This is a genomic window from Simplicispira sp. GW247-4R2A, from assembly GCF_059424465.1.
In genome coordinates this window covers 1-23,648 of sequence record NZ_JBWKZM010000002.1, presented here as the reverse complement: position 1 = coordinate 23,648, position 23,648 = coordinate 1, and the positions used below count along the sequence as shown (strand labels likewise).

Genomic DNA, 23,648 nt, shown 5'->3' with positions numbered 1-23,648 from the left:
TATGACTTCTCCCCGCCCTCTCCTTACCGGCAGCATCGTCGCCCTCGTCACGCCCATGCACGAAGACGGCAGCGTGGACTATGAGAGCCTGCGAAAACTCATCGACTGGCACATTGCCGAAGGCACTGACTGCATCGGTGTCGTCGGCACCACCGGCGAATCGCCCACGGTGGACGTCGAGGAACACTGCGAAATCATTCGCGTCAGCGTCGAACAAGCGGCAGGCCGCGTGCCGGTGATGGCAGGCTGCGGCGCCAATTCCACCAAAGAGGCGATTGAACTGGCGCGCTTTGCCAAGGGCGTGGGCGCCGACAGCCAGTTGCAAGTCGTTCCCTACTACAACAAGCCCACGCAAGAGGGCCAGTACCAACACTTCAAGGCGATCGCCGAAGCCACGGGCGAACTGCCCATCGTGCTCTACAACGTGCCCGGCCGCTCGGTCAGCGATATGCTGCACGACACCGTGCTGCGTCTGGCGCAGGTGCCCGGCATCATCGGCATCAAGGAAGCCACGGGCAACATCGAGCGCGCGCAGTGGTTGATTCGCGATCTGCCCAAGGATTTCGCCATTTATTCCGGTGACGACCCCACAGCCGTCGCCCTGATGCTCTGCGGTGGCCACGGCAACATCAGCGTCACGGCCAACGTGGCGCCGCGCCTGATGCACGAGCTGTGCGAGGCCGCACTGGCGGGCAACATCCGCCGCGCCATGGACATCCAGTTTCGCCTGATGCCGGTGCACAAAAACCTGTTCATCGAAGCCAACCCGATTCCCGTCAAGTGGGCCATGGCCCGCCTGGGCCTGTGCGGTGGGACCATGCGCCTGCCCATGACCCCGCTCAGCTCTGCCCATGAGGCTGCCGTTGAAGGCGCGCTGCGCGCCAGCGGCCTGCTCTGATTGCGGCTCAGCCGCTTATCGAATTCAAGAGGATGTTCCGCGTGAAAACTGCTGCACGATTTGGCCTGCTGGGCCTGACCATTGCCTTGTCGGCCTGTTCGGTTCTCGATAGCGACAAAATCGACTACAAAAGTGCCAGCAAGGGCCAGACGCTGGAAGTTCCGCCGGACCTCAAGCAGCTCTCGCGCGATTCGCGCTACGCCCTGCCGGGGGGAGTGGTTTCCGCCAATGCCATGGAGGCGGGCAAGGCGACCCAAACACCGGACAGCCAGGCGGCTGCCAACCACATGGGTGATGTGCGTATTGAGCGCAACGGCGATCAGCGCTGGTTGGTGGTGCAACGCCCCGTCGACAAGCTTTGGGACCCGGTGCGCGATTTCTGGCTTGAGAACGGCTTTACGCTGGCCCTCGACCAAATCGACCTGGGCATCATGGAAACCGACTGGGCGGAAAACCGCGCCAAGATTCCACAGGACTTCATTCGCTCCACGCTGGGCAAGGTGTTTGACTCGCTCTACTCCACTGGCGAGCGCGACAAGTTCCGCACGCGGCTTGAGCGCCGGCCTGACGGCAGCACCGAGATTTACGTCAGCCACCGCGGGATGGAAGAGGTCTACAACACTGCGAACAAAGACTCCACCGTGTGGCAGCCGCGCCCGACCGACCCGGAGCTGGAGGTTGAATTCCTGCGCCGCCTGATGATCAAGCTGGGGGTTCCGGCTGAGCAGGCCAAAGCTGCCACAGCCTCCGCTCCCAAGGCCGCTGGCGTCCGTGTAGCCAACCAGGACGGCGTGCCGGTGCTGCAGATCGACGAAGGCTTCGAGCGTGCGTGGCGCCGTGTCGGCCTGGCGCTGGACCGAACGGGTTTCACTGTCGAAGACCGCGACCGCAGCCAGGGCGTTTATTTTGTGCGCTATGTGGCGCCTGGCACCGACCAAAAAGAGCCTGGTTTCTTTGGCAAGCTGTTCAGCCGCGCCAAATCGGCAACCCCACCGCTCCAGTACCGCATCGTGGTGCGAAGCCAGGGCAACGCCAGCGTGGCATCGGTGCTCAACGCCAGTGGAACACCCGAGAGCTCAGAGAACGCTCAGCGCATCGTGCGCATCCTTGCGGACGACATGAAATAAGCACGCCTGCAGTGCTGCGCTTTTGTAGCCTGGGCAGCGGCAGCTCCGGCAATGGCACGGTGGTCGAAGCCGGTAGCAGATCGGCCACGCGGCGCCTGCTGGTCGATTGCGGCTTTGGGCCGCGCCAGCTTGTAAAGCGGCTCGCGCATGCGGGTCTGGCCTGCGAAGACCTTGACGCCATCTTCATCACCCACGAGCATTCCGACCATGTCGGCTGCGCCATCGCCCTGGCACAGCAGCACGCTATTCCTCTGTGGATGAGCCAGGGCACCTACGCCGCCATAGGCAGTCCGCCGCTGGGGGCACTACTGCACCTGGCGCAGGACGGAGACACCATCGACCTGGACCTTTTCGAGGTCCGCCCCTTCACGGTGCCGCACGACGCCCGTGAGCCACTGCAATTGCGCTGCAGCGATGGCGTGAACCATCTGGGGCTGGCGACCGATCTTGGGCATACCCCGGCGCATGTGCTGGCACAGCTGGCAGGGTGCCACGCACTGTTGCTCGAAGCCAATCATGACCCGGAGATGCTGGCGCAGTCGAGCTACCCGGATTTTCTCAAGCGCCGTGTTGGGGGTGACTGGGGCCATCTGTCAAACACGGCTGCGGCGGCTATGCTGACAGCTCTCGCGCATCCGGGCCTCAAGCATGTCGTGGCAGCCCACCTCAGCGAACGCAACAACCGGCCTGACACCGTGCGTGAACTCTTCGCCCAAGCCTTGGGTTGGGGCGCAGACGCGATCGTGATTGCGCAGCAGCGCACGGGAACAGACTGGATATGCGTCGGCTGACCCGCAGACGCCCACCAACAAAAAAGCCCTGTCCATAGGCGCAGGGCTCGGTATGCATCGCCTGCGGAATCCCGCAGGCATCGCCAGCAATTTACTTGGCGGCAGAGGCAGCAGTGGAGGCAGCCTTGTCGGCGGCTTCCTTGGCTGCATCGGCGGCAGGTGCAGCAGACGATTCGCCGGCAGCAGGCGCAGCATCGGAAGCAGGTGCAGCAGCAGGAGCAGCAGGTTCAGCAGGCGCTGCGGCGGGTGCAGGTGCTTCAACCGGTGCAGGTGCGGGTGCAGGAGCCGACTCTTCCTTCTTGCCACAAGCGGCCAGGGCAGCAGCAGCGATCAGCGAAGCGATGATGAAAGACTTGTTCATTAGGATTCTCCTCAGGGGACAGTTATAGACAAAGTTGCCAAAACGTCCAGCCTCTTGCAGCCAGGCTACGCTTTGGTAGAGTTTTTTGCGATAGCGCAATATTTGACTCTCGCAGAATTATAAAGAGTGTTTGTCAATTGTGGTTTTTACTTATTGACACACACTAGAAATCGCAGATATCGGCTATCACACCATTTGCATCGCAAGATACATCTGCGGTCGCATGGGCCGTCAACGAAGCGGCCTCATGCGCGGTTGACACCACAGAAAAATATTTCTCCAGAGCTTGAAAGCAGGCCCCCCACCCGTGCGCAGGCGCATGAATGGCAGCCGAGAGACTTACAGCCCCAGGGTGCTGGCAGAAAATCCTGGGCTGCTTTTCGTCTGTATCCACTCACGCAGCAATTCGTAGCCGGCCACCCGCCTGCCTGGCTCGGCCCCTGCAACACCTACGGATCGCACCGGATCCAGCCGGTGCATCACCCATGCAGGCGACCACAGCATGCTCGGTAAATCGAGCGCATCGGCATTCGGGCTGACGCGGCACTGGATGATGTGGTCCCAGGTAGAGCGCCAGCGCACAAAACGCGGGTGGCGGCGCACCACCTCGTCATAATTCTTGGCCAGCATGGTGAGCTGGCGTCCGCTGCGCGCCCAGGCATCAAGCGAGGCGATCACAGCGCGTTCCCCCAGCGGCCAGTCGAAAAAGCTGGCGTCGCTCAGGATGATTTCACGCCAGCCGGCCTGCCCAGCATGCGCAAGGGCATCGCGCACCAATTGTGCGAATGCGTTACAGCCTTCGAAGCGGCCTTCGAGCAAAGCGCCTGGCGCGGCTGAATCGGAAGCTTCCATCGTCAGTTCTCCGTGGTATGCAGCCAGCCTGCATCGCCCCAGGACGCCAGCAGGGCCATGGCGTCGGCACTGGCCTTTCGCAGTTCTCGCGTGCCAAGACAGCGGTCATTCGCCAGTTTGCGTACCAAGGCCGCGTCCCTGCCGCTGGCGCGGTAGCTCTCGCCATTGATGAACACATGCTGGCTGTCAAACAGCATGCGCGTGCGCCGGTCGAGAACGATGCCCCGCTCCAGCCCCGTGCACTGGCCCGGGTCGAACCATACATGAGGTTTGGGCTCGGTCAACACCTCGCCTAGGGCGCGCTCAAGCGCGAGCGGCTCAGCGAGCGCGCGCTCCAGAGCGTCGCGGGCAAACGCGGTCAGCGTGGCAGGTATTTCCGCCGGCGCCTGGACGGCGGGCTGCTGCGCATCGCGGTACAGCACCCGGCGGAGGTCATCAACGCCATCTTCGTCGGCAAGACGTGGGAGTAGCTCCCGCGCCAACTCCCTGCGCTCGGGCACCCGAAAGCCCACGGAATAGGTCATGCACTGGCCTTGCGCAATACCATCGTGCGCCCAGCCAGGTGGCAGGTACAGCATGTCGCCTGGGTCCAGCACATAGTCCTGCTCCGGCTGAAAGTCCGCCAGGATTTTCATCGGCACATCGTCCCGCAACCGCAGGTCTTTTTGACGACCAATGCGCCAGCGCCGCTGGCCGTGCGCCTGCAGCAAAAACACATCGTAGCTGTCGAAATGCGGGCCTACACCGCCGCCGTCGGTCGCGAAACTGATCATCAGGTCGTCAAGCCGCGCGTCCGGTATGAAACGAAAGCGGCTCATCAGCGTGTGGATGGCATCGTCGTGCAAATCGACCCCTTGCACCAGCAGCGTCCAATTGGGCCGCGAGAGCGGCGGTAGCGAGCGGCGCGGCACTGGCCCCTTGCGCAAGGACCAACTTCCATTCACATTCTGGGCGAGCCGTGACTCCACACCCTCCTGGCCTGCCAGCTCAAACAAACGCGGCCGCAGCACAGGCGGTGCAAAATCAGGGATGGCCTGGCGCACCAGCAAGGGCGTTTTCTGCCAGTGACGGCGCATGAACTGCTGCGCAGTCAGACCGCCAAGCAAGACAAGAGGAAGGTCGGTTTGCATGCAATCCCAGTGCAGCCGGCAGCAAATTGGCCGGGATGCGAGAATTCTCCTATGGAAATTACAGAACAATGTGTCGTCGCCCTCACCTGGGTCTTAAAAGATACTTTGGGGGAGGAACTCGACGTACTGGATGAGCCCGTGGAATTCCTTGTCGGTGGCAGCGATCTGCTGGCACGGATAGAAGAAGCGCTACAGGGCCACAGCGCGGGCGCGACACTCGACCTACATCTGGAGCCGGAAGACGCCTTTGGCGAATTCGATGAGGAGCTTCTTTTTCTGGAGCCTCTCGACCTCTTCCCGGAAGGAACCGAGGAGGGCATGAGCTTCGAAGGGTCGGCCTTGCCAGAGGGGGTCAGCAGCGAAGCGCCCCGCGATGGGCTCTATACCGTCTCACAAATCTACCCTGAGCATGTCGTGCTCGACGGCAACCACCCATTGGCCGGCATTGCCCTGCGGCTGCATCTCGAAGTGAAGTCGGTTCGACCGGCAACCGACGAAGAGATCGAGCGAAAAAGTGCAGGGACGGGCTTTTTTCGGGTACAGCCGCAAGCCCCTGGCAGCAATAGCGTGCACTGAGACACGGCGCAAAGCTTGGTACCGAGGTCAGTACCGGGAAATCTGGCCGTTGACCACACGCACCCGATCGCCCACGCGCAAGTCACCGGGCGAGCTGACATCGTAGTCGCGCTGGCCGCCCTGATCCAGGCTGATGACGATGCGATAGCCACTGGGGCCTGCGTTGTTATTGCGCGCTTCAATGGCGTTGCCCGCCAACGCGCCGCCAATCACCCCTACACCCGTGGCGGCGGCGCGTCCACTGCCGCCGCCAATCTGGTGGCCGAGCACACCGCCCACGACCGCACCCAACACGGCGCCCGCACCCGATGTCTGGCCGGAACGCTGCTCCTGCAGTGCATAGACATTGACCACGCGCCCGTATTCGGTACCGCGCGCAGGGGCGGCATAGGCTCCCTGCTGGTAGCCCCCTTGTTGGTAGCCCCTGTCCGCATAGTGCTGGCGCGGTGCTGCGCATGCCGTCAAACCGGCGGTGAGGATGGCCGTTGCGGTCAAAAGGCCTACGCGTTGAAAGCGCAAAACATTCATAGTGTTCTCCTGAAATTGCTGGACGCTTGCGCCACAGGGAGCAAAGCGTGCGTGATGGCGCTATTAGAGGGGCGGATGCGGGACAAAGTTGCAAGAATTGGTGTCTGCAACGAGTCGGCGGCCGGGCACCCCGTGCGTAGTCGGGGGACTACGAGGCCCAATGGGCGCAATCGCATCAATCCTTGCCAGTAGACCCGTAGCCACCCGCACCCCGCAAGCTCGGCGCAAACGTATCGACCACCGTAAATTGCGCTTGCACCACCGGCACCACCACGAGTTGCGCAAGCCGGTCCATGGGAGCGATCGTGAAGCTCACCGGACTGCGGTTCCAGGCGCTGACCATCAACTCGCCCTGGTAGTCGCTGTCGATTAGGCCCACCAGATTGCCCAGCACGATGCCATGCTTGTGCCCCAGGCCTGAGCGCGGCAGGATCAGGGCGGCGAAGCCCGCATCCGCCAGGTGAATGGCCAGCCCGGTGCGCACCAGTTCGCACGCTCCAGGAGCGAGCGTGAGCGGCGTGTCCAGGCAAGCCCGCAAATCCAGGCCGGCACTTCCCGGGGTGGCGTACGCCGGCAGACAACCGGCCATGCGTGCGTCGAGCACCTTGATATCAATGTTCATTTGTCTCTGATGGCTTTGCTTTTTTGCTGCGCCAGCGCCTGCAACTGCCGTTGCAACTCTGGAAGCGATGGGAGGGATGACTGCAGGCCCGCTTTGCGCAAGGCTCCAAGGGCGCGCCTCCAGCGCCCCACCACCCACCACGCAAGTCCGGCCATTGCGAGCGCCAGAACAGGGCCCAGGCTGGCCTGATGGCGCCCGAACAGTTGCAGCAGCACCAGCAGGACCACCCCGACAAGCAGCAAGCCCAATACAGTCGCAAGTGTCGGCTTTGTCGGCGACAGCGCGTCCGGCTTCTCCGGGCTGGCGGCGACCGCTTGGGGCCGCCGCCTTGCTTCGCCCGCGTGCGGCACACGCCCCGGTTCCTCTGGCAATGGCACGATGTGGGCGGCGGTGAGGCGCTCTACATAGCGTGCGAAATCGCCATCCTTGGGCGCATCCCATTCTGGCTTCAGCCCCGTGGCACCGGAAAACGGGTTCATGGCTTGGCTCCGTCAGGGTGCCGCACGGCAATCTGCTCGATCAGTTGCTGCGCCAGCACACGCTTGCTGGCGCGCGGCAGTTCGCTGTGGCCCTGCGCGTCCACCAAGAGCAGGGCGTTGTCATCCTGCCCAAAGGTGGCCGGACCAATGTTGCCGACCAGCAGCGGAACCCGCTTGCGCGCGCGCTTGGCCGTGGCATGGGCCAGCAGATCGTGGCTTTCGGCGGCAAAGCCCACGCAGTACAGCGCGCCGCTGTGGGCACGTTCCGACTGCGCCACAGTGGCCAGAATGTCGGGGTTTTCGGCAAAGGCGAGCGTGGGCGCAGTGCCGCTGCCGTCTTTCTTGACCTTTTCTTGCGATGCACTGGCAGGTCGCCAGTCGGCCACCGCAGCCGTTGCTATAAAAATAGTAGCTTCCTGCGCAAGCGGAATCACCGCGTCGTACATATTTTGTGCAGAAACCACATTGATTCGGCGCACGCCGCGCGGCGTCGGTAGCGCCACCGGGCCGGCGACCAGGGTCACCTCGGCACCCGCCTCGCGGGCAGCGCGGGCGATGGCAAAACCCATCTTGCCGCTCGAATGGTTGGTGATGCCACGCACCGGGTCGATGGCTTCAAAGGTGGGGCCGGCGGTGACGAGTACCTTTTGTCCGGCCAGCCGCTTGGGCTGAAAGAATGCCACCACTTCTTCGAGCAGATCCTGGGGTTCGAGCATGCGCCCATCGCCGGTTTCGCCGCAGGCTTGGTCGCCGTAGCCCACGCCCAGTACCACGGCGCCGTCCTGCTGCACCTGCGCGAGGTTGCGCTGCGTGGCGGGGTGCGCCCACATCTCGCGGTTCATGGCAGGGGCAAGCAGCAGCGGCACCCGCTCCACGGGCCGCGCCAGGCACATCAGTGCCAGCAGATCGTCTGCCGCCCCGTGCGCCAACTTGACCACGAAATCTGCACTGCAGGGCGCGACGACGATGGCGTCGGCCTCGCGGCTGAGGTTGATGTGCGGCATGTTGTTGTCCGCCCGCGCGTCCCACTGCGAAGTGAAAACCGGCCGATTGCTCAGTGCCTGCATGGTAACGGGCGTCATGAACTGCTCGGCCGCCTGCGTCATCACCACTTGCACGGTGGCGCCGGCTTTGACGAGGGCGCGGCAAAACTCGGCCGCCTTGTAACAGGCGATGCCACCAGTAAGCCCAAGGACGATGTGTTTGCCAGCCAGATCGGTCATGGCGGCAATGTAGCAGAGGGTCTGGCGGCGCCAGCGGCGCGAGGCCCAGTGCCTATAATTGCAATTTCCCACCACCTTCATTGACATGACCAAATTTGTCTTCGTCACCGGCGGTGTGGTGTCTTCCCTGGGCAAGGGAATCGCCTCAGCCTCCCTTGCCGCGATCCTCGAATCGCGGGGCCTCAAAGTCACTCTCATCAAGCTCGACCCGTACATCAACGTGGATCCGGGCACCATGTCACCGTTCCAGCACGGTGAAGTCTTCGTCACCGACGACGGCGCAGAAACCGACCTCGACCTGGGCCACTACGAGCGTTTCATTGAAACGCGGATGAAGAAGACTAACAACTTCACCACAGGGCGTATCTACCAGAGCGTGCTGGAGAAAGAACGCCGCGGCGACTACCTCGGCAAGACGGTGCAGGTCATCCCGCACGTCACCAACGAAATCCAGGAATACATCAAGCGCGGCGCTGGCGTGGGCACGCCCGACGCCGTGGACGTGGCCATCGTCGAGATCGGCGGCACCGTGGGCGACATCGAGTCGCTTCCCTTCCTTGAAGCCGTGCGCCAGCTCAGCCTGAAACTCGGCCCGAACAACGCGGCATTTGTGCACCTGACCTACGTGCCCTTCATAGCAGCAGCGGGCGAGCTCAAGACCAAGCCCACCCAGCACACGGTGCAGGAGCTGCGCAAGATCGGCATCCAGCCCGACGCCCTGCTGTGCCGCGCCGACCGCGCCATTCCCGACGAAGAGCGCGCCAAGATCTCGCTGTTCACCAATGTGCCCGAATGGGGCGTGATCAGCATGTGGGATGTGGACACCATCTACAAGGTGCCGCGCATGCTGCACGAGCAGGGGCTGGACGGCCTGATCTGTGACAAGCTGCGCCTGAACACCCCGCCCACCAGCCTCAAGCGCTGGGACGCGCTGGTGCACGAAACCGCCAACCCGCAGGGCGAGGTGACGATTGCCATGGTGGGCAAGTACGTCGATCTGTCCGACAGCTACAAGTCGGTCAACGAGGCGCTGCGCCACGCCGGCATGCAGAACCATGTGCGCGTGAAGATCGAGTACCTCGATTCCGAGACGCTGACCCCGGCCGAGGTCGAGAACCTGGGGCGCTTTGACGGCATCCTGGTGCCCGGAGGCTTTGGCCAGCGCGGTGTGGAGGGCAAGATCAGCACGGCACAGTACGCCCGCGAGCACAAGCTCCCCTACCTGGGCATCTGCCTGGGCATGCAAGTGGCCACCATCGAATACGCGCGCCACGTGGCAGGCCTGACCGGCGCCAACAGCACCGAATTCGACCCGGCCACGCCGCACCCCGTGATCGCCCTCATCAACGAGTGGCAGGACAAGGACGGCAGCATCCAGAAACGCGATGCGGGCTCCGACCTGGGCGGCACCATGCGCCTGGGGGCACAAAGCTCGGACGTCGCGCCCGGCACGCTGGCGCACGAGATTTACGGCGATGTGGTCACCGAGCGCCACCGCCACCGCTACGAGGCCAACAAGCACTACTTGGACCGCCTGCGAGCTGCCGGCCTGGTGATTTCGGCGTTGACCCAGCGCGAGCACCTGACGGAAATCGTCGAGCTGCCGCGCAGCGTGCACCCCTGGTTTGTGGGTGTGCAGTTCCACCCGGAGTTCAAATCCACACCCTGGGCCGGCCACCCGCTGTTCAACGCCTTCATCCGCGCTGCCATCGCGCGCCACGGCGAAACGGCCGCATCCGCTGCGCCCGCCCCCGAGGAGACCACGGCATGAAGTTGTGCGGTTTTGACGTCGGCCTGGACCGGCCCTTTTTCCTGATTGCCGGGCCCTGCGTGATCGAGTCGGCCCAGCTGCAAATGGATGTGGCAGGCCAGCTCAAGGAGATCACCTCAGCCCTGGGCATTCCCTTCATCTTCAAAAGCAGCTTCGACAAGGCCAACCGCTCGTCTGGCACCAGCTTTCGCGGCCCTGGGCGTGAAAAAGGCCTGGAGATTCTCGGCCGCATCCGCAGCGAGCTTGGCGTGCCGGTGCTGACGGACGTGCACAGCGAGGACGACATCCGCGAGGCGGCGGCTGTCGTCGATGTGCTTCAAACACCGGCCTTCCTGTGCCGCCAGACCGATTTCATCCGCGCCGTCGCCCAGTCGGGCAAGCCGGTGAACATCAAGAAAGGCCAGTTCCTCGCGCCACACGACATGAAGAACGTGATCGACAAGGCGCGCGCCGCCGCCAAAGAGGCGGGGCTGAACGAAGACAACTTCATGGCCTGCGAGCGCGGCGCCAGCTTCGGCTACAACAACTTGGTGAGCGACATGCGCAGCCTGGCCATCATGCGTGAGACAAATGCGCCGGTGGTGTTCGACGCCACGCACAGCGTGCAACTGCCGGGCGGCAACGGCACCAGCAGCGGCGGTCAGCGCGAGATGGTGCCGGTGCTGGCGCGCGCTGCCGTGGCCGTGGGCGTGGCGGGTTTGTTCATGGAAACGCACCCGGACCCAGCGAATGCCCTCTCCGACGGCCCCAACGCGGTGCCGCTCAAGCACATGCGCGCGCTGCTGGAGACGCTGCTGGCGCTGGACACCGTCACGAAGAAGAACGGTTTTCTCGAAAACAACTTTGGAGCCTGAGCATGGCCAGTGGATACATCATTGCCTCGGTCGAAGTCACCCACCCCGAGCAGTACGAAGAATACAAAAAATGGAGCAGTGAAGCCATGCGGGTGCACGGCGCCGAAGTCTGCATCCGCGGCGGCAAGGTGGACGTGCTGGAAGGCGACTGGACCCCAGGGCGCACCGTGGTCCTCAAGTTCCCCAGCTTTGATGCCGCACGCGCCTTCCACGATTCGCCCGAGTACCGCAAGGCCCGCGCCGCGCGTGAAGGCGCTGCCATCATGCGCATGGTCTGCGTGGAAGGCGTGTGATTCGCTCTGAATAGAATAGCTGCCTGCGCATATCCAATAAGCGCTGGAAGCCAATTTTGCTTGAATTTTGCGCCCTGGCGCCCCACCCCGGATTGAAACCCTGCAAGGAACCCCATGAGTGCCATTGTTGACATCGTAGGCCGTGAAATTCTCGACAGCCGCGGCAACCCCACCGTCGAATGCGACGTGCTGCTCGAATCGGGCGTGATGGGCCGTGCGGCCGTGCCGTCCGGCGCCTCCACCGGCTCGCGCGAAGCCATTGAGCTGCGCGATGGCGACAAGAGCCGCTATGCTGGCAAGGGCGTGCTCAAGGCCGTCGAACACATCAACACCGAAATCTCCGAAGCCGTGCTCGGCCTGGATGCTTCCGAGCAGGCCTTCCTCGACAAGACCCTGATCGACCTCGACGGCACCGACAACAAGAGCCGTCTGGGCGCCAATGCCATTCTGGCTGTCTCGATGGCCGTGGCCCGCGCCGCGGCCGAAGAATCGGGCCTGCCGCTGTACCGGTATTTGGGCGGCATGGGCGGCATGCAATTGCCAGTGCCGATGATGAACGTGATCAACGGCGGCGCACACGCCAACAACACGCTCGACATCCAGGAATTCATGATCATCCCGGTGGGCGCGCCGAGCTTTCGCGAAGCGCTGCGCTGGGGCGCCGAGGTATTCCACGCGCTCAAGAAGATCATCAACGACAAAGGCATGAGCACGGCCGTGGGCGACGAAGGCGGCTTTGCCCCCAGCGTGGCCAACCACGAAGCGGCGATTGAACTGATCCTGCAAGCCATCGATGCCGCCGGGTACACCGCAGGCGAGCAGATTGCGCTTGGCCTCGATTGCGCCGCCAGCGAGTTTTTCAAGGATGGCCAGTACCACCTGGCCGGCGAAGGCCTGGCACTGAGCGCGCAGGCCTGGACCGACATGCTGGCCACTTGGGTCGACAAATACCCCATCATCAGCATTGAAGACGCCATGGCCGAGGGCGACTGGGACGGCTGGAAGATCCTGTCGGACCGCCTGGGCAAGAACGTGCAGTTGGTGGGCGACGATCTGTTCGTCACCAACACCAAGATCCTGCAGGAAGGCATCGACAAGGGCATTGCCAACTCGATCCTCATCAAGATCAACCAGATCGGCACGTTGACCGAGACGTTTGCCGCCATCGAGATGGCCAAGCGCGCGGGCTACACCGCCGTGATCAGCCACCGCTCGGGCGAGACCGAAGACAGCACCATTGCCGACATCGCCGTGGGCACCAACGCCGGGCAGATCAAGACCGGCAGCCTGAGCCGCTCGGACCGCATGGCCAAGTACAACCAACTGCTGCGCATCGAGGAAGACCTGGGCGACATCGCCCACTACCCCGGCCGCCGCGCGTTCTACAACCTGCGCTAATCCCCACCTGGGCCGCGAAGCTTCCCGCCATGGGCTCACGCATCGTCACCGTGGTGCTGCTTGTATTGCTGGCCTCGCTTCAGGGCCAGCTGTGGTTAGGACGCGGCAGCGTGCCGCGCGTGGCCAGCATGCAGCAGCAACTGCGCTCGCAGCAGGACGCCAACGAGGCAGCGGCAGAATCGAACCAGCGGCTGACCTCCGAGGTGCAAGACCTGCGCGAGGGCCTGGACATGGTGGAAGAAAAGGCGCGCAGCGAATTGGGCATGGTCAAGCCCAACGAGATCTTCGTGCAGTACCTGCCATAACCCGCCCGCAGTCGGGTCCAACCAGCGGGTGGTGCGCGCCAACCCGCGCACTTGAAACTTTCACAGAGCCGTCACGGCGCTGACATGGACGCTGCCTAAATTGTGTTTCAGGGTAACTCTGGAACACACGATGACCACTGCCTCCACCAGCGCCCGTATCGCGGCGCGTTCTGTCCATCGCAACATGTCGGTGGGCCTCGCCGAAACCCCGCGCGAAATTCTGGAAGCGCAAAAGCTGCGCTACAGCGTGTTCGCAGGCGAACTCGGCGCCCGGCTGCGCACCCGCATGCCGCAGGTTGACCACGACATCTTCGACCCCTATTGCGAGCACCTGGTGGTGCGCGACGAAAATACCGGAGCGGTAGTCGGCACCTACCGCATCCTGTCGCCGGAGCAGGCCGTCAAGATTGGCGGCTACTACTCGGAAGGCGAGTTTGACCTCACACGTCTGCAGCACCTGCGTCCGCGGATGGTGGAAATCGGGCGGTCTTGTGTGCACGCCGATTACCGCAGCGGCGCCACCATCACCCTGCTGTGGGCGGGCCTGGCACGCTACATGCTGCAGCGCCGCTATGACTACCTGATAGGCTGCGCCAGCATGAGCATGGCAGATGGTGGGCATGCCGCTGCCAGCGCCTACCGAGGGCTGCACGAGCACATGAGCCCGCTGGAATACCGTGTGTTTCCCCGTTGCAGGCTACCGCTGGAGGCGTTGGACCAGAACTTGCCCGGCACGCTGCCGCCGCTCATCAAGGGCTATCTGCGCGCCGGCGCCTGGGTGTGTGGAGACCCCGCCTGGGACCCTGATTTCAACACCGCCGACCTGCCCCTCCTGATGCCGATCGCGCGCCTGGACAGCCGCTACGCCAAACACTTCCTGGGATGAACCCGCCGACCCGCGTGAACGAGACGCCCGCTCCACGTGCACTGCAGGTGCTGCGCTGCGTGCGGCTGGGGCTGCACCTGTTGTGGGGGGCGGCCACCATTGCCAGCGTTTACCCACTTGCCAGCACCTCGGTGCGTCTGCAACTCAAGCGCCGTTGGTCGCGCCAGTTGCTGCGCATGCTGGGCATACGGCTGGACGTGTGCTGGAACAACGCGCCAGCAGGCAGTCTGGTGGTGGCCAACCATGTGTCGTGGCTGGACATCTATGCCCTCAATGCCACGCATGCGATGGCCTTCGTGGCCAAGGCGGACGTGCGCGCCTGGCCCTTGGTGGGCTGGCTTGCGGCGCGTACGGACACTGTTTTCCTGCGACGCGGCCTGCGCGCCGACGCGCGCGACGCCAACGCCCGTATTGCGGCCCTGCTGCAAGCCGGCCAGGACGTAGCCGTGTTTCCAGAAGGCACCACCACCGATGGCAGCACGCTGCTGGACTTTCATGCCGCCCTGCTGCAGCCGGCAATCGCCACCGGTCGCCCCATCCAACCCGTCGCCATCACGTACCACGACCGCCACGGCCGGCGCAGTGGCGCGGCCGCGTATGCGGGGGATACGAGCCTGCGTGAGTGCCTGGCGGCGATCCTCGCCTGCCGCAGCCTTGTCGTTCGCGTCAGAGCGGCGCCGCCGCTGCCCACCCAATCTGGGCACCGGCGCGTGCTGGCGCTGGCCGCGCGCCAAGCCGTGGCGGCACACATGGCGCTTTCGCCCCACCCGCAACCGAACCCACCGCACCGGATGCCCGCTGGGGAGCACCCTCTCCAAGCCGACGTCGCGACCACCTGAGTCGCCTGCGTTCCTGCGTTGCTTACTGTGCACCCTTGGGCGGGGGAGGCTGGAAGACACTGGGGGCAGCAAAAATTTGGGCGGCATCCACCGCGTCGAAGCGGTACTGCTGGCCGCAGTATTCGCAGCCCACTTCGATCTGCCCTTGCTCGGCCAGGATGCTTTCGGCCTCTTCTCGCCCCAGGGTTTCCAGCATGCGACCCACGCGCTCGCGGCTGCAGGTGCAGGCAAAGCGCGGGCCCAGCGCACCCTGCTGCGGCGCAAAGCGCGCCAGGTTTTCCTGCCAGAACAGGCGACGCAGCACGGTATCCACATCCAGCGCCAGCAGCTCCTCGCGCGTCAGGCTGGCGGCCAGCGTGGCGATGCGGTTGTATTCCTCATCGGCACCTTGCCCCACCAATTCGTCCTGGCTACCGCCCAGGTTGGCAACGCCTTGCATCGGCATGCGCTGGATCAGCAGGCCTGCCGCCACCTGATCGTCGGCCGCCAGCACCAGCATGGCTTCGAGCTGCTCCGACTGGCGCATGTAATGCGCCAGCACTTCACTCATACTGGAAAGCGGCCGCTCCTGTGCGTCTACCAGCGGCACCACACCCTGGTAGGGTTGCTGGCCCGGTAGCTTGTCTTTCGGGTCAAGCGTGATCGCGCAGCGCCCGCCGCCGGCGACGTTGACCATCTCCGCCAACCGTGCCCCTTCCGGCACCTCGCCCGTAAGAGCCGCCGTGGCGCGCAATGCCAGGTCAGACTGCACCTCCGCCACGGCCAGGCGCAGCGGCCCGTCGCCAAAAATCTGCAGCACCAGCGTGCCGTTGAATTTGATGGACGACTGCATCAACACGCCGGCCGCCGCCATCTCGCCAAGCAATTCGCGCACGGGCACCGGGTAGGCGCCGCTCGTGGTGTTGGCGGCACGGCGCGCCAACATCTCGCGCCAGGCACCGTCCAAGCGCACGATGGCGCCGCGTACCGGTATGCCTTCAAAAATAAATTTGTGCAGTTCAGACACGTGCACGTTCCCTTAATCTTGGTCGATACGGCGCAAGCCGCCGCGAAAACGCCGGGCGTTCTCCACGTAATGCTGCGCGCTGGCACGCAGTCCGTCCATCTGCTCGGGTGTGAGCTGGCGCACCACGCGCGCCGGGCTGCCGATGATCATCGAGCCATCGGGGAATTCCTTGCCTTCGGTGACCAAGGCGCCGGCACCGACCAGACAGTTCTTGCCAATCTTCGCGCCATTGAGCACCACGGCGCCAATGCCGATCAGGCTCTCGTCGCCAATGGTGCAGCCGTGCAGCATCACCTTGTGGCCCACGGTAACGCGCTCGCCAATGACCAGCGGCTGGCCGAAATCGGCGTGCAGCACGCTCGCATCCTGCACGTTGGAGCCAGCACCAATGGTGATGGATTCGGTGTCGCCGCGCACCACCGTGCCAAACCACACACTTGTGTCGTCGTGCAGCACCACGGCACCCATCACCTGCGCGCTGTCGGCCACCCAGGCGCTGGGAGCGATCTGCGGGGCTTTGTCGTCCAATGCATACAGGGCCATATTCGTCCTTAAGTTCAGTGTTTCCCAACGCAAGGCGGGGACTTTTTACAATTGTAGGGATGGAACTCCGACACCGCGCCCTGGAGGTGCTTTGCCTCGCCGATGTAGACCAGAAGGTGGCGGAAACACTCGAACTGCATGCCCAAGCAGCTTCGCTTTCCATAGCGGAAGCGGAAGCGGCACCACCCGAACCCGTCGATTTGCCTGGCCGGCCTGATCGGCCCGAGTTGCTTGCCCACAGCGCAGTGGCACGCCGCTCGCCTGCCACACCCGGGGGCCGGGCCGTACTGCTGCACGCCATCGCACATATCGAGTTCAACGCCATCAACCTGGCGCTGGATGCCATCTGGCGTTTCTCGGACATGCCGCGCGCCTACTACCTCGATTGGCTCAAAGTTGCCGGAGAAGAAGCACGGCATTTCAGCCTGCTGCGCGAGCACCTGCGCACGCTGGGCCACGACTACGGCGATTTTCCGGCCCACCAAGGCCTGTGGACCATGTGCGAAAAAACGGCCCACGATGCCATCGCACGCATGGCCCTGGTACCGCGCACGCTGGAGGCGCGCGGCCTGGACGCCACACCGCTGATTCAGCGCAAACTCCGCCAGACGGGTGCGGCCGACGCCCTGGCCGCCGCCAATATTCTGGACACCATCCTGCGCGAGGAGATCGGCCATGTGGCCATTGGTAATTTTTGGTATCGGTGGCTGTGCGAGCGCGCGCAACTCGATCCACACGTGCACTATGCACATTTGGCAGAGCGCTACGCGGCGCCGCGCCCCAGGCCGCCGCTGAATACCGAGGCCCGGCGGCGCGCCGGATTCACCGAATCCGAGTTGGCCTGGCTTGCGTATGGAGATACAGAGCCAAGTAGGGACGATGCTTTCTAGAATGGTGCCCAACGCGCTGCTGCATGCCCACACGGGCCCGCCAGCCTGATGTTGTAGTTTTATGACCCAATCCGATGTCCAGTTCTGATTCGCTTGACCCCCTCAGCCCGCCGCCAACGCCCCAGCCGTCGGTGGCCATGATTGCGCGCCAGGCGATTGTCAATTCCCAGCAGGCCGTCATAGGCTATGAGCTGTTCAACCGTTCGCGCACCGGACCCGGACACACGGCAGCCACTGACGTTGCGCTGGTGTTCAGCGCCCTCTCGCATGCCGGCACCGAAGACCTGGTGGGAAAGAAGCTGCTTTTCGTGAACTGCACGCACGAAAGCCTGGCAGGAGGTCACCTGGAGCTGATCGACCCGGACAAGGTGGTGCTGGAGATTCCACCACTCGGCCACGTGGCCACCGACGAGGTCGGCACCCGGCTGCCCATGCTCGCTGTATTACGTGAGCGCGGCTTCCATTTGGCCTTCAACCACACTGTGCTGCAGTCCGCCTACGCGGCCTGGCTTCCCCTGGCGGACTACATCAAGCTCGACCTCTCGGTGCTGGCGCCGGACCAGTTGGCGGTGCTCATCAGCTACGCCGGGCGGCACTCACAGGCCGAGCTGGTGGCAGAGAAAGTGGAAACAGCGCAGCAGTACGACATGGCGTCGAGCCATGGCATTGCCCTGTTCCAGGGCTACTGGTTTGCCCGACCTTCGCTGGTGCAGGCACGGCTGGTCACGCCCTCACAGACAGCGATCCTGGAACTGATAAGCCTGGTGCGCAAGCAGGCCAGCACAGACGCCATTGAAGAAGTGCTCAAAAAGGACGCTGGGCTGGCCTTCAACCTCATGCGCCTCATCAACTCTTCTGGCTTTGGCATGACACGCGAGATCACCTCGTTCCGCCAGGCGGTGATGCTGATGGGCCTCAAAAAGCTCTTTCGCTGGGCCGCGCTGCTGCTCACCCTCTCGCGCAACGGCGGGCCACCCCCTTCGGTGGGCAGCACGGCCGTGGTACGTGGGCGGTTGATGGAGCTGCTGGCACTGGAGATTTTCGACCAGGAACTGGCCGACGAAGCTTTCGTCGCCGGCATCTTCTCGCTGCTCGACACCATGCTGGGCATGCCCATGGAATCGGCGCTGCAGCTCATCACCGTGCCCGAACCGGTCTCGGCTGCGCTCTTGCGGCGCGAAGGCCCGCTGGGCAAGCTGCTCCTGCTGGCGCAGGCCTGCGAGAGCAGTGACGACGGGGCGTTCGACCACGCAGCGCACGCGCTGGGGCTCTCCAGCTCGCAGATCAACGGCGCGCACCTGCAGGCCCTGGCTTGGGCCGACCAGGTAGAAGACTGAGAAAAGGGCGGCCTCGCGCCTAGAATCGCTGGGAACACGCATCCCGCGCACGCCTTTTTCCCCTCTTCCTTATCGCCCATGTCCCAGCCACCAGACAATGCCCCAGAAGACGCTACAGCCTCCCCGGAAGCGGTAGCCGCCAGCGATATGGCGGTGATCGCCCGCCAGGCCATCGTTGACGCCAAGCGCGTGGTTGTGGGCTACGAACTGTTTGACCGCTCGACCGCGCACGACGCCCACACGGCTGCCAGCGATGCAGCCCTGCTGTTCAACGCGCTGTCCTACGGCGGCGCCGAAGCGCTGGTGGGCAAGCTCACGGTGTTCATCAACTGCACCCACGAGAGCCTCGCAGGGGGCCACCTGGAACTGGTCCACCCCGACAAGGTCGTACTGGAAGTGCCGACCTTGCCCGAGGGTGCGACACCAGAAGCCATCGATGCCTGCATCGGCACCTTTGAAGGCCTCAAGACACGCGGCTTCAAACTGGCCTTTGACCAGCAGGTGCTGCGCCGGCCGTACGCGGGCTGGCTGCCCATGGCCTCGTACATCAAGTTCGACATGTCGGCTTTCAAGCCCGAACTGGCGGCCCCGCTGGTGCAGTTCGCGCGCAACTACAGCCAGGCCGAACTCGTTGCCGAAAAGGTCGAGACGGCCGAGCAGTTTCAGCGCATGTCCGACCTGGGCGTAAAGCTGTTCCAGGGCTACTGGTTTGCCAAGCCGTCGATGGTGCAGGCCAAGACAGTCCGGCCCTCGCAGGCCATCATCATCCAGCTCATCAACCTGGTGCGGCGCCAGGCCAGCAGCGCGGAGATTGAAGATCTGCTCAAAAAAGACCCGACGCTCTCCTTCAACCTGCTGCGCTTCATCAACTCGTCGGGGTTCGGCTTGCAATGCGAGATCACCTCGTTCCGCCATGCGGTGATGATCCTGGGGCTCAAGAAGCTGTTCCGCTGGGCAGCGCTCTTGCTCACCACTTCGCGCGCCGGCGGCTCGCCACCGGCCGTGGGCACCATGGCCGTGGTGCGCGGGCGGCTGATGGAACTGCTTGCCCAGGAACTGCTGCCACAGGAAGAGTGCGACAACGCCTTCGTGGTCGGCGTTTTTTCCATGCTCGACACCATGCTGGGCATGCCGCTGGAGAGCGCGCTCAGCTCGGTGGCATTGCCGGAATCCGTGGTCGACGCACTGCTGCACGACCGCGGGGTGTTTGCACCCTTCCTGGCGCTCACCAAGGCCTGCGAAAGTGGCGACGAAGCCGCATTTGCCTACAACGCCGGGCAACTGCAGCTCTCCAACCACCAGGTCAACTGGGCACACCTTCAGGCCCTTGCCTGGGCCGAGAGTCTGGGCGAGTAAGCCACCAACACCCAAAAGCAAGCTATCCGCGCGGATGGTGGCGCGCGTGCAGCTCGCGCAGGCGCTCGCGCGCCACGTGCGTGTAAATGGTGGTCGTCGAAATGTCGGCATGGCCGAGCAGCAGCTGCACCACGCGCAGATCGGCGCCATGGTTGAGCAGATGGGTGGCAAACGCATGGCGCAAGGTGTGCGGCGAGAGCGGCGCGGTGATGCCCGCGCGCAGCGCATGCTCGCGCACGATGCCCCAGAAGCGCACGCGCGTCATGCCGCTGCCGCGCGCGGTCACAAACAAATCCTCGCTCTGCCGGCCCGCCAAAATGAGCGGGCGTGCCTCGCCCAGGTAGCGCGTGAGCCAGGCGCCGGCCTCTTCGCCAAACGGCACCAGCCGCTCCTTGTTCCCTTTGCCCAGCACGCGCAGCACGCCGGCGCCCAGGTCCAGGTTCCAGGTCTTGAGCTGCACCAGCTCAGAGACGCGCAGGCCGCTGGCGTACATCAGCTCCAACATGCTGCGCTCGCGCAGGCCGAGCGGCGTGCGCACATCGGGGGCCGCGAGCAGTGCCTCGACCTGACCCTGCGAGAGCGTCTTGGGCACGCGCAGTGGCTGGCGGGCCGCCTGCAGGCGCACGCTGGGGTCGGCGGTGATGCGGCGCTCGCGCAGCGCCCAGTGAAAGTAGCGCCGCAGCACGGTGAGGCGCCGGTTGGCGGTGGTGGCGCGCGTGCCCTGGTGGCGCGCGGAAAACCAGGCCTGGATGTGGTGCTCGGCCGCTGCGTCCAACGCCAGGGGCGGCTGCTGCACTGCCAGCCACGCGGCGAAATGCCGCAGGTCGCTGCGGTAGGCGGCCAGCGTGTTGCGCGACAGACCGTCTTCGAGCCACAAGGCATCGGCGAACTGGTCGATGGCTGTCTGGCTGGTTTCAAAAAAGGGCATGCGAAACGATAGCAGAGCGATGCGCTCGGTGACACGGGGCGACACGGGACATGGCAGCGCAACCAGGCCAGCGCAGGTATTCTGCACGCCGTGGTGTACGCGCAAATTCTGTTTCCCGATTTTTCCCTCATCCTGCTCGGCTACCTGGTGTGCCGCTTCACCGCGCTCAACCGCTCGGTGTGGCAGCCGGTGGAAGCGCTGGTGTACTACCTGCTGTTTCCGGTGCTGCTGTTCCAGTCGATTGTGCGCAGCCCCATCGAACTGGGCGCCACCTCGGGGCTGATGGCCGCTGGCTTGCTCAGCGGCGTCTCTGGCATCGCGCTGGCCTATGGCCTGCCCTGTCTGCCCGGACTGCGCAGTCGCATCGAACCACGTGCGCATGCCGGCGCAGCGCAGGTGGCGTTTCGCTTCAACTCGTTCATTGGCCTTGCCATGGCGCAGCGACTGGCGGGCACTCCCGGCCTGCAACTGATCGCCGTGCTGATCGGTATTTCAGTGCCGCTCTTCAACGTGGCGGCCGTCTGGCCCATGGCGCGGAAGGGGGAACACCACTTTGCCCGCGAGCTGCTGCAAAACCCCTTGATTCTGGCGACCACCGCCGGCCTGGCCGCGAATCTGGCGGGGCTGCACATTCCGGATATTTTGGTGCCCAGCGTCTCGCGTATCGGGGCCGCCGCCATCGCGCTGGGGTTGATGGCGGCTGGCGCAGGGCTCGAATTCGGCTCGCTCCGGCGCGACGGGGTGCTGACGGTGTCGGTGCTCTCCATTCGCCACTTGCTGCAGCCGCTGATTGCCTGGCTGGCTTCGCGCCTGCTGGGACTGGACGCCTTGCAAACCACGGTGCTGCTGATTTTCTCGGCTCTGCCCACCTCATCAAGCTGCTACGTGCTGGCCGCCCGCATGGGCTACAACGGACCGTATGTGGCGGGGCTGGTGACGCTCTCCACCCTGCTGGGACCGGTTAGCCTGTCGCTGGCACTGGGGGTTCTGGGGCCCGCCTTGAAACTATGATTTTGGTAGCTGCCAGCGCTTTAGGGATAAGCGCTAGAGGCCTATTTCATTTAATATTTTCGTTTTCCAGTGCCCAGGCAACATGCTCGCGCACCAGCGCACTCTCGTGCGCAGCGCGGGTTTGCAGGGCGGCGCGCAGTTCGGGCGCGTGCGTCTTCGCCAGCGCATTGCCCAGCGCCACCGCGACGTTGCGCAGCCAGCGCTCGTGGCCAATGCGGCGGATCGGGCCGCCTTCGGTCATGCGCAGGAACGTTGCCTCGTCCCAGGCAAACAAATCCACCAGTTGCTGACCACTGAGACCGGCACGCGCGTCAAAGTCTGCCAGGGGGCTGGTACGCGCGTATTTGTTCCACGGGCAAATGAGCTGGCAGTCGTCGCAGCCGTAAATGCGGTTGCCAATGGGGCGGCGAAACTCGACCGGGATCGGCCCGGCGTTTTCAATCGTCAGGTACGAGATGCAGCGCCGCGCATCGAGCCGGTACGGCGCGACGATGGCCTGCGTCGGGCAGACGTCGATGCAGGCCTGGCAACTGCCGCAGTGCGCCGTCACCGGCGTGCTCTCCGGCAGTTCCATGTCGATATAAATCTCGCCCAGGAAGGCCATCGACCCGGCCTCGCGGTTGAGCACCAAGGTGTGCTTGCCGCGCCAGCCCTGGCCACTGCGCGCGGCCAGCTCGGCTTCGAGCACCGGCGCCGAATCGGTGAAGACGCGGTAGCCCGTCGGCCCGACGGCCTCGGCAATGCGGTCGCAGAGCTTTTGCAGGCGCGCACGCAGCACCTTGTGGTAGTCGCGCCCTCGGGCATAGACCGAGACGGCGCCCTGCTCTGGGTCGGCCAGGCGCGCAAACTCGATGGCCTGCCAGCCAGCCGGCGTGTCACGCGGCAGGTAATCCATGCGCACGGTGATCACGCTCACCGTGCCCGGCACCAGCTCGGCCGGGCGCGCGCGCTTCATGCCGTGCGCTTCCATGTAGTGCATGTCGCCGTGAAAGCCCTGCGCCAGCCAGCCCTGCAAACCCGGTTCGGCAGACGAAAGATCCACACCGGCCACGCCGATTTGGGAAAATCCCAACTCGCGCGCCCATTGCGTAATTTGAGGAATGAGTTGACTGCCGCTGACCACCATCGCCCGATTGTAGAAACGCCCCTTGCGCACAAGACCCGCTCACTGGTGTGGACGAACGAAGCCGACACTGAGGCGTTCGCGCAACAACTCGCCGCGCGGCCGGAAATTGCCAACGCCTTCATCAGCCTGCACGGCGACCTGGGCGCCGGCAAGACCACGCTGGTGCGCCATCTGCTGCGTGCGCTCGGGGTGCAGGGCCGCATCAAGAGCCCGACCTACGCGGTGGTGGAACCCCACGAGGCCGGGGCGCTGGCCATCTGGCACTTTGACTTCTACCGATTCAGCGACCCGCGCGAGTGGGAAGACGCGGGTTTTCGAGAGCTGTTTGCCAACCCCGGCCTAAAACTGGCAGAATGGCCGGAAAAGGCTGCAGGCCTGCTCCCGCCTGCGGATCTTGCTATCCACATTGAAGCAACGAACGACACCGAGCGCCGCGCCTCTTTGGCGGCAGGCACCGCGCTTGGCGAGCAACTGCTGCAAGGACTGCACCCATGAAGCCCACCATCCCCCCCGAGCCC

General features: G+C 64.3%; 27 protein-coding genes. 16 read left to right on the top strand and 11 right to left on the bottom strand.

All coding sequences use genetic code 11. The features are described from left to right. The first annotated feature begins 1 nt into the window (after position 1). The 3 genes from dapA to AC07ZH_RS01640 are packed head-to-tail and all read left to right on the top strand — an operon-like array spanning position 2 to position 2,816. Entirely contained in the window at positions 2-898 is an 897-nt protein-coding gene (dapA, locus tag AC07ZH_RS01650) for a 4-hydroxy-tetrahydrodipicolinate synthase (RefSeq protein WP_495198277.1), read from the top strand. A gap of 32 nt (positions 899-930) precedes the next feature. Continuing rightward, positions 931-2,025: an NlpB/DapX family lipoprotein gene (bamC, locus tag AC07ZH_RS01645; protein WP_495198276.1), complete on the top strand. Its 1,095-nt coding sequence runs from the start codon at positions 931-933 to the stop codon at positions 2,023-2,025. Between the two features lie 11 nt (positions 2,026-2,036). Beyond that, a complete protein-coding gene (locus AC07ZH_RS01640) occupies positions 2,037-2,816 on the top strand; it encodes an MBL fold metallo-hydrolase (RefSeq protein WP_495198275.1) in 780 nt (259 codons plus the stop codon). Positions 2,817-2,907: 91 nt separating this feature from the next. Here AC07ZH_RS01640 and AC07ZH_RS01635 read toward each other — a convergent pair whose 3' ends face one another. The 3 genes from AC07ZH_RS01635 to AC07ZH_RS01625 form a co-directional block, all read right to left on the bottom strand. Beyond that, the gene (locus AC07ZH_RS01635; protein ID WP_495198274.1) at positions 2,908-3,177 is read right to left on the bottom strand and encodes a hypothetical protein; all 270 of its coding nucleotides are present in this window, start codon (positions 3,175-3,177) and stop codon (positions 2,908-2,910) included. Positions 3,178-3,516: 339 nt separating this feature from the next. Continuing rightward, positions 3,517-4,029 (bottom strand): hypothetical protein, encoded by a 513-nt coding sequence (locus tag AC07ZH_RS01630; RefSeq protein WP_495198273.1) that lies wholly within the window; start codon positions 4,027-4,029, stop codon positions 3,517-3,519. Between the two features lie 2 nt (positions 4,030-4,031). Further along, a complete protein-coding gene (locus AC07ZH_RS01625) occupies positions 4,032-5,159 on the bottom strand; it encodes a JmjC domain-containing protein (RefSeq protein WP_495198272.1) in 1,128 nt (375 codons plus the stop codon). A 51-nt stretch (positions 5,160-5,210) separates the two neighbouring features. Between AC07ZH_RS01625 and AC07ZH_RS01620 the strand changes: the two genes are divergently transcribed. Continuing rightward, positions 5,211-5,735 (top strand): FKBP-type peptidyl-prolyl cis-trans isomerase, encoded by a 525-nt coding sequence (locus tag AC07ZH_RS01620; RefSeq protein WP_495198271.1) that lies wholly within the window; start codon positions 5,211-5,213, stop codon positions 5,733-5,735. Between the two features lie 27 nt (positions 5,736-5,762). Here the strand turns inward: AC07ZH_RS01620 and AC07ZH_RS01615 are convergent, their stop codons facing one another. The 4 genes from AC07ZH_RS01615 to coaBC all read right to left on the bottom strand — a co-directional run bounded on the left by AC07ZH_RS01615 (position 5,763) and on the right by coaBC (position 8,587). After that, positions 5,763-6,263: an outer membrane lipoprotein gene (locus AC07ZH_RS01615; RefSeq protein WP_119108023.1), complete on the bottom strand. Its 501-nt coding sequence runs from the start codon at positions 6,261-6,263 to the stop codon at positions 5,763-5,765. A 175-nt stretch (positions 6,264-6,438) separates the two neighbouring features. Continuing rightward, a complete protein-coding gene (gene dut, locus AC07ZH_RS01610; protein ID WP_495198270.1) occupies positions 6,439-6,885 on the bottom strand; it encodes a dUTP diphosphatase in 447 nt (148 codons plus the stop codon). Then, positions 6,882-7,364, bottom strand: a complete 483-nt coding sequence (locus AC07ZH_RS01605) for a hypothetical protein (protein ID WP_495198269.1) — start codon at positions 7,362-7,364, stop codon at positions 6,882-6,884. Before AC07ZH_RS01605 ends, dut begins: the two co-directional genes overlap by 4 nt. Then, a complete protein-coding gene (coaBC, locus tag AC07ZH_RS01600) occupies positions 7,361-8,587 on the bottom strand; it encodes a bifunctional phosphopantothenoylcysteine decarboxylase/phosphopantothenate--cysteine ligase CoaBC (RefSeq protein ID WP_495198268.1) in 1,227 nt (408 codons plus the stop codon). Before coaBC ends, AC07ZH_RS01605 begins: the two co-directional genes overlap by 4 nt. Before the next feature lie 85 nt (positions 8,588-8,672). Here coaBC and pyrG point away from each other — a divergent pair, with 85 nt between their 5' ends. The 7 genes from pyrG (at position 8,673) to AC07ZH_RS01565 (ending at position 14,933) form a co-directional block, all read left to right on the top strand. Further along, on the top strand, positions 8,673-10,358 hold the full coding sequence (gene pyrG / locus AC07ZH_RS01595; RefSeq protein WP_495198267.1) for a CTP synthase: 1,686 nt from the start codon (positions 8,673-8,675) through the stop codon (positions 10,356-10,358). Beyond that, on the top strand, positions 10,355-11,212 hold the full coding sequence (gene kdsA, locus AC07ZH_RS01590) for a 3-deoxy-8-phosphooctulonate synthase (RefSeq protein WP_495198266.1): 858 nt from the start codon (positions 10,355-10,357) through the stop codon (positions 11,210-11,212). The genes pyrG and kdsA overlap by 4 nt, the downstream gene beginning before the upstream one ends. 2 nt (positions 11,213-11,214) lie before the next feature. Then, complete coding sequence (locus tag AC07ZH_RS01585; protein ID WP_119108028.1) at positions 11,215-11,505, top strand: DUF1330 domain-containing protein; 291 nt, start codon at positions 11,215-11,217, stop codon at positions 11,503-11,505. A 114-nt stretch (positions 11,506-11,619) separates the two neighbouring features. Next, the gene (eno, locus tag AC07ZH_RS01580; protein WP_119108029.1) at positions 11,620-12,903 is read left to right on the top strand and encodes a phosphopyruvate hydratase; all 1,284 of its coding nucleotides are present in this window, start codon (positions 11,620-11,622) and stop codon (positions 12,901-12,903) included. A gap of 29 nt (positions 12,904-12,932) precedes the next feature. After that, on the top strand, positions 12,933-13,208 hold the full coding sequence (gene ftsB, locus AC07ZH_RS01575) for a cell division protein FtsB (protein WP_495198265.1): 276 nt from the start codon (positions 12,933-12,935) through the stop codon (positions 13,206-13,208). A 130-nt stretch (positions 13,209-13,338) separates the two neighbouring features. Then, a complete protein-coding gene (locus AC07ZH_RS01570) occupies positions 13,339-14,094 on the top strand; it encodes a GNAT family N-acetyltransferase (protein ID WP_495198264.1) in 756 nt (251 codons plus the stop codon). Then, complete coding sequence (locus AC07ZH_RS01565; RefSeq protein ID WP_495198263.1) at positions 14,091-14,933, top strand: lysophospholipid acyltransferase family protein; 843 nt, start codon at positions 14,091-14,093, stop codon at positions 14,931-14,933. The genes AC07ZH_RS01570 and AC07ZH_RS01565 overlap by 4 nt, the downstream gene beginning before the upstream one ends. A 22-nt stretch (positions 14,934-14,955) precedes the next feature. Here AC07ZH_RS01565 and hslO read toward each other — a convergent pair whose 3' ends face one another. Both hslO and AC07ZH_RS01555 read right to left on the bottom strand, forming a co-directional pair. Next, complete coding sequence (gene hslO, locus AC07ZH_RS01560; protein ID WP_495198262.1) at positions 14,956-15,939, bottom strand: Hsp33 family molecular chaperone HslO; 984 nt, start codon at positions 15,937-15,939, stop codon at positions 14,956-14,958. A gap of 12 nt (positions 15,940-15,951) precedes the next feature. Next, positions 15,952-16,482 (bottom strand): gamma carbonic anhydrase family protein, encoded by a 531-nt coding sequence (locus AC07ZH_RS01555; protein WP_119108033.1) that lies wholly within the window; start codon positions 16,480-16,482, stop codon positions 15,952-15,954. A gap of 59 nt (positions 16,483-16,541) precedes the next feature. On the opposite strand from AC07ZH_RS01555, the gene AC07ZH_RS01550 reads away from it, so the two are divergent. From AC07ZH_RS01550 to AC07ZH_RS01540, 3 genes are all read left to right on the top strand, one after another. After that, the gene (locus tag AC07ZH_RS01550) at positions 16,542-17,372 is read left to right on the top strand and encodes a ferritin-like domain-containing protein (RefSeq protein ID WP_495198261.1); all 831 of its coding nucleotides are present in this window, start codon (positions 16,542-16,544) and stop codon (positions 17,370-17,372) included. 74 nt (positions 17,373-17,446) lie between these two features. Then, the gene (locus AC07ZH_RS01545; protein ID WP_119108035.1) at positions 17,447-18,709 is read left to right on the top strand and encodes an EAL and HDOD domain-containing protein; all 1,263 of its coding nucleotides are present in this window, start codon (positions 17,447-17,449) and stop codon (positions 18,707-18,709) included. Between the two features lie 78 nt (positions 18,710-18,787). Continuing rightward, the gene (locus AC07ZH_RS01540; RefSeq protein ID WP_495198260.1) at positions 18,788-20,065 is read left to right on the top strand and encodes an EAL and HDOD domain-containing protein; all 1,278 of its coding nucleotides are present in this window, start codon (positions 18,788-18,790) and stop codon (positions 20,063-20,065) included. A 22-nt stretch (positions 20,066-20,087) separates the two neighbouring features. Here AC07ZH_RS01540 and xerD read toward each other — a convergent pair whose 3' ends face one another. Continuing rightward, positions 20,088-20,993: a site-specific tyrosine recombinase XerD gene (xerD, locus tag AC07ZH_RS01535; RefSeq protein ID WP_495198259.1), complete on the bottom strand. Its 906-nt coding sequence runs from the start codon at positions 20,991-20,993 to the stop codon at positions 20,088-20,090. 90 nt (positions 20,994-21,083) lie between these two features. Here xerD and AC07ZH_RS01530 point away from each other — a divergent pair, with 90 nt between their 5' ends. Next, positions 21,084-22,004, top strand: a complete 921-nt coding sequence (locus AC07ZH_RS01530; RefSeq protein WP_495198258.1) for an AEC family transporter — start codon at positions 21,084-21,086, stop codon at positions 22,002-22,004. A 46-nt stretch (positions 22,005-22,050) separates the two neighbouring features. Here the strand turns inward: AC07ZH_RS01530 and queG are convergent, their stop codons facing one another. After that, positions 22,051-23,097 (bottom strand): tRNA epoxyqueuosine(34) reductase QueG, encoded by a 1,047-nt coding sequence (gene queG, locus AC07ZH_RS01525; protein WP_495198476.1) that lies wholly within the window; start codon positions 23,095-23,097, stop codon positions 22,051-22,053. A 12-nt stretch (positions 23,098-23,109) separates the two neighbouring features. On the opposite strand from queG, the gene tsaE reads away from it, so the two are divergent. Beyond that, positions 23,110-23,625, top strand: coding sequence for a tRNA (adenosine(37)-N6)-threonylcarbamoyltransferase complex ATPase subunit type 1 TsaE (tsaE, locus tag AC07ZH_RS01520; protein WP_119108039.1), 516 nt, complete (start codon positions 23,110-23,112; stop codon positions 23,623-23,625). Positions 23,626-23,648 lie beyond the last annotated feature (23 nt).

Coding starts and splice junctions, on each gene's coding strand:
- dapA (WP_495198277.1), top strand. CDS start 2: ATGACTTCTCCCCGCCCTCTCCTTACCGGCAGCATCGTCGCCCTCGTC.
- bamC (WP_495198276.1), top strand. CDS start 931: ATGTTCCGCGTGAAAACTGCTGCACGATTTGGCCTGCTGGGCCTGACC.
- AC07ZH_RS01635 (WP_495198274.1), bottom strand. CDS start 3,177: ATGAACAAGTCTTTCATCATCGCTTCGCTGATCGCTGCTGCTGCCCTG.
- AC07ZH_RS01630 (WP_495198273.1), bottom strand. CDS start 4,029: ATGGAAGCTTCCGATTCAGCCGCGCCAGGCGCTTTGCTCGAAGGCCGC.
- AC07ZH_RS01625 (WP_495198272.1), bottom strand. CDS start 5,159: ATGCAAACCGACCTTCCTCTTGTCTTGCTTGGCGGTCTGACTGCGCAG.
- AC07ZH_RS01620 (WP_495198271.1), top strand. CDS start 5,211: ATGGAAATTACAGAACAATGTGTCGTCGCCCTCACCTGGGTCTTAAAA.
- AC07ZH_RS01615 (WP_119108023.1), bottom strand. CDS start 6,263: ATGAATGTTTTGCGCTTTCAACGCGTAGGCCTTTTGACCGCAACGGCC.
- dut (WP_495198270.1), bottom strand. CDS start 6,885: ATGAACATTGATATCAAGGTGCTCGACGCACGCATGGCCGGTTGTCTG.
- AC07ZH_RS01605 (WP_495198269.1), bottom strand. CDS start 7,364: ATGAACCCGTTTTCCGGTGCCACGGGGCTGAAGCCAGAATGGGATGCG.
- coaBC (WP_495198268.1), bottom strand. CDS start 8,587: ATGACCGATCTGGCTGGCAAACACATCGTCCTTGGGCTTACTGGTGGC.
- pyrG (WP_495198267.1), top strand. CDS start 8,673: ATGACCAAATTTGTCTTCGTCACCGGCGGTGTGGTGTCTTCCCTGGGC.
- kdsA (WP_495198266.1), top strand. CDS start 10,355: ATGAAGTTGTGCGGTTTTGACGTCGGCCTGGACCGGCCCTTTTTCCTG.
- AC07ZH_RS01585 (WP_119108028.1), top strand. CDS start 11,215: ATGGCCAGTGGATACATCATTGCCTCGGTCGAAGTCACCCACCCCGAG.
- eno (WP_119108029.1), top strand. CDS start 11,620: ATGAGTGCCATTGTTGACATCGTAGGCCGTGAAATTCTCGACAGCCGC.
- ftsB (WP_495198265.1), top strand. CDS start 12,933: ATGGGCTCACGCATCGTCACCGTGGTGCTGCTTGTATTGCTGGCCTCG.
- AC07ZH_RS01570 (WP_495198264.1), top strand. CDS start 13,339: ATGACCACTGCCTCCACCAGCGCCCGTATCGCGGCGCGTTCTGTCCAT.
- AC07ZH_RS01565 (WP_495198263.1), top strand. CDS start 14,091: ATGAACCCGCCGACCCGCGTGAACGAGACGCCCGCTCCACGTGCACTG.
- AC07ZH_RS01555 (WP_119108033.1), bottom strand. CDS start 16,482: ATGGCCCTGTATGCATTGGACGACAAAGCCCCGCAGATCGCTCCCAGC.
- AC07ZH_RS01550 (WP_495198261.1), top strand. CDS start 16,542: ATGGAACTCCGACACCGCGCCCTGGAGGTGCTTTGCCTCGCCGATGTA.
- AC07ZH_RS01545 (WP_119108035.1), top strand. CDS start 17,447: ATGTCCAGTTCTGATTCGCTTGACCCCCTCAGCCCGCCGCCAACGCCC.
- AC07ZH_RS01540 (WP_495198260.1), top strand. CDS start 18,788: ATGTCCCAGCCACCAGACAATGCCCCAGAAGACGCTACAGCCTCCCCG.
- xerD (WP_495198259.1), bottom strand. CDS start 20,993: ATGCCCTTTTTTGAAACCAGCCAGACAGCCATCGACCAGTTCGCCGAT.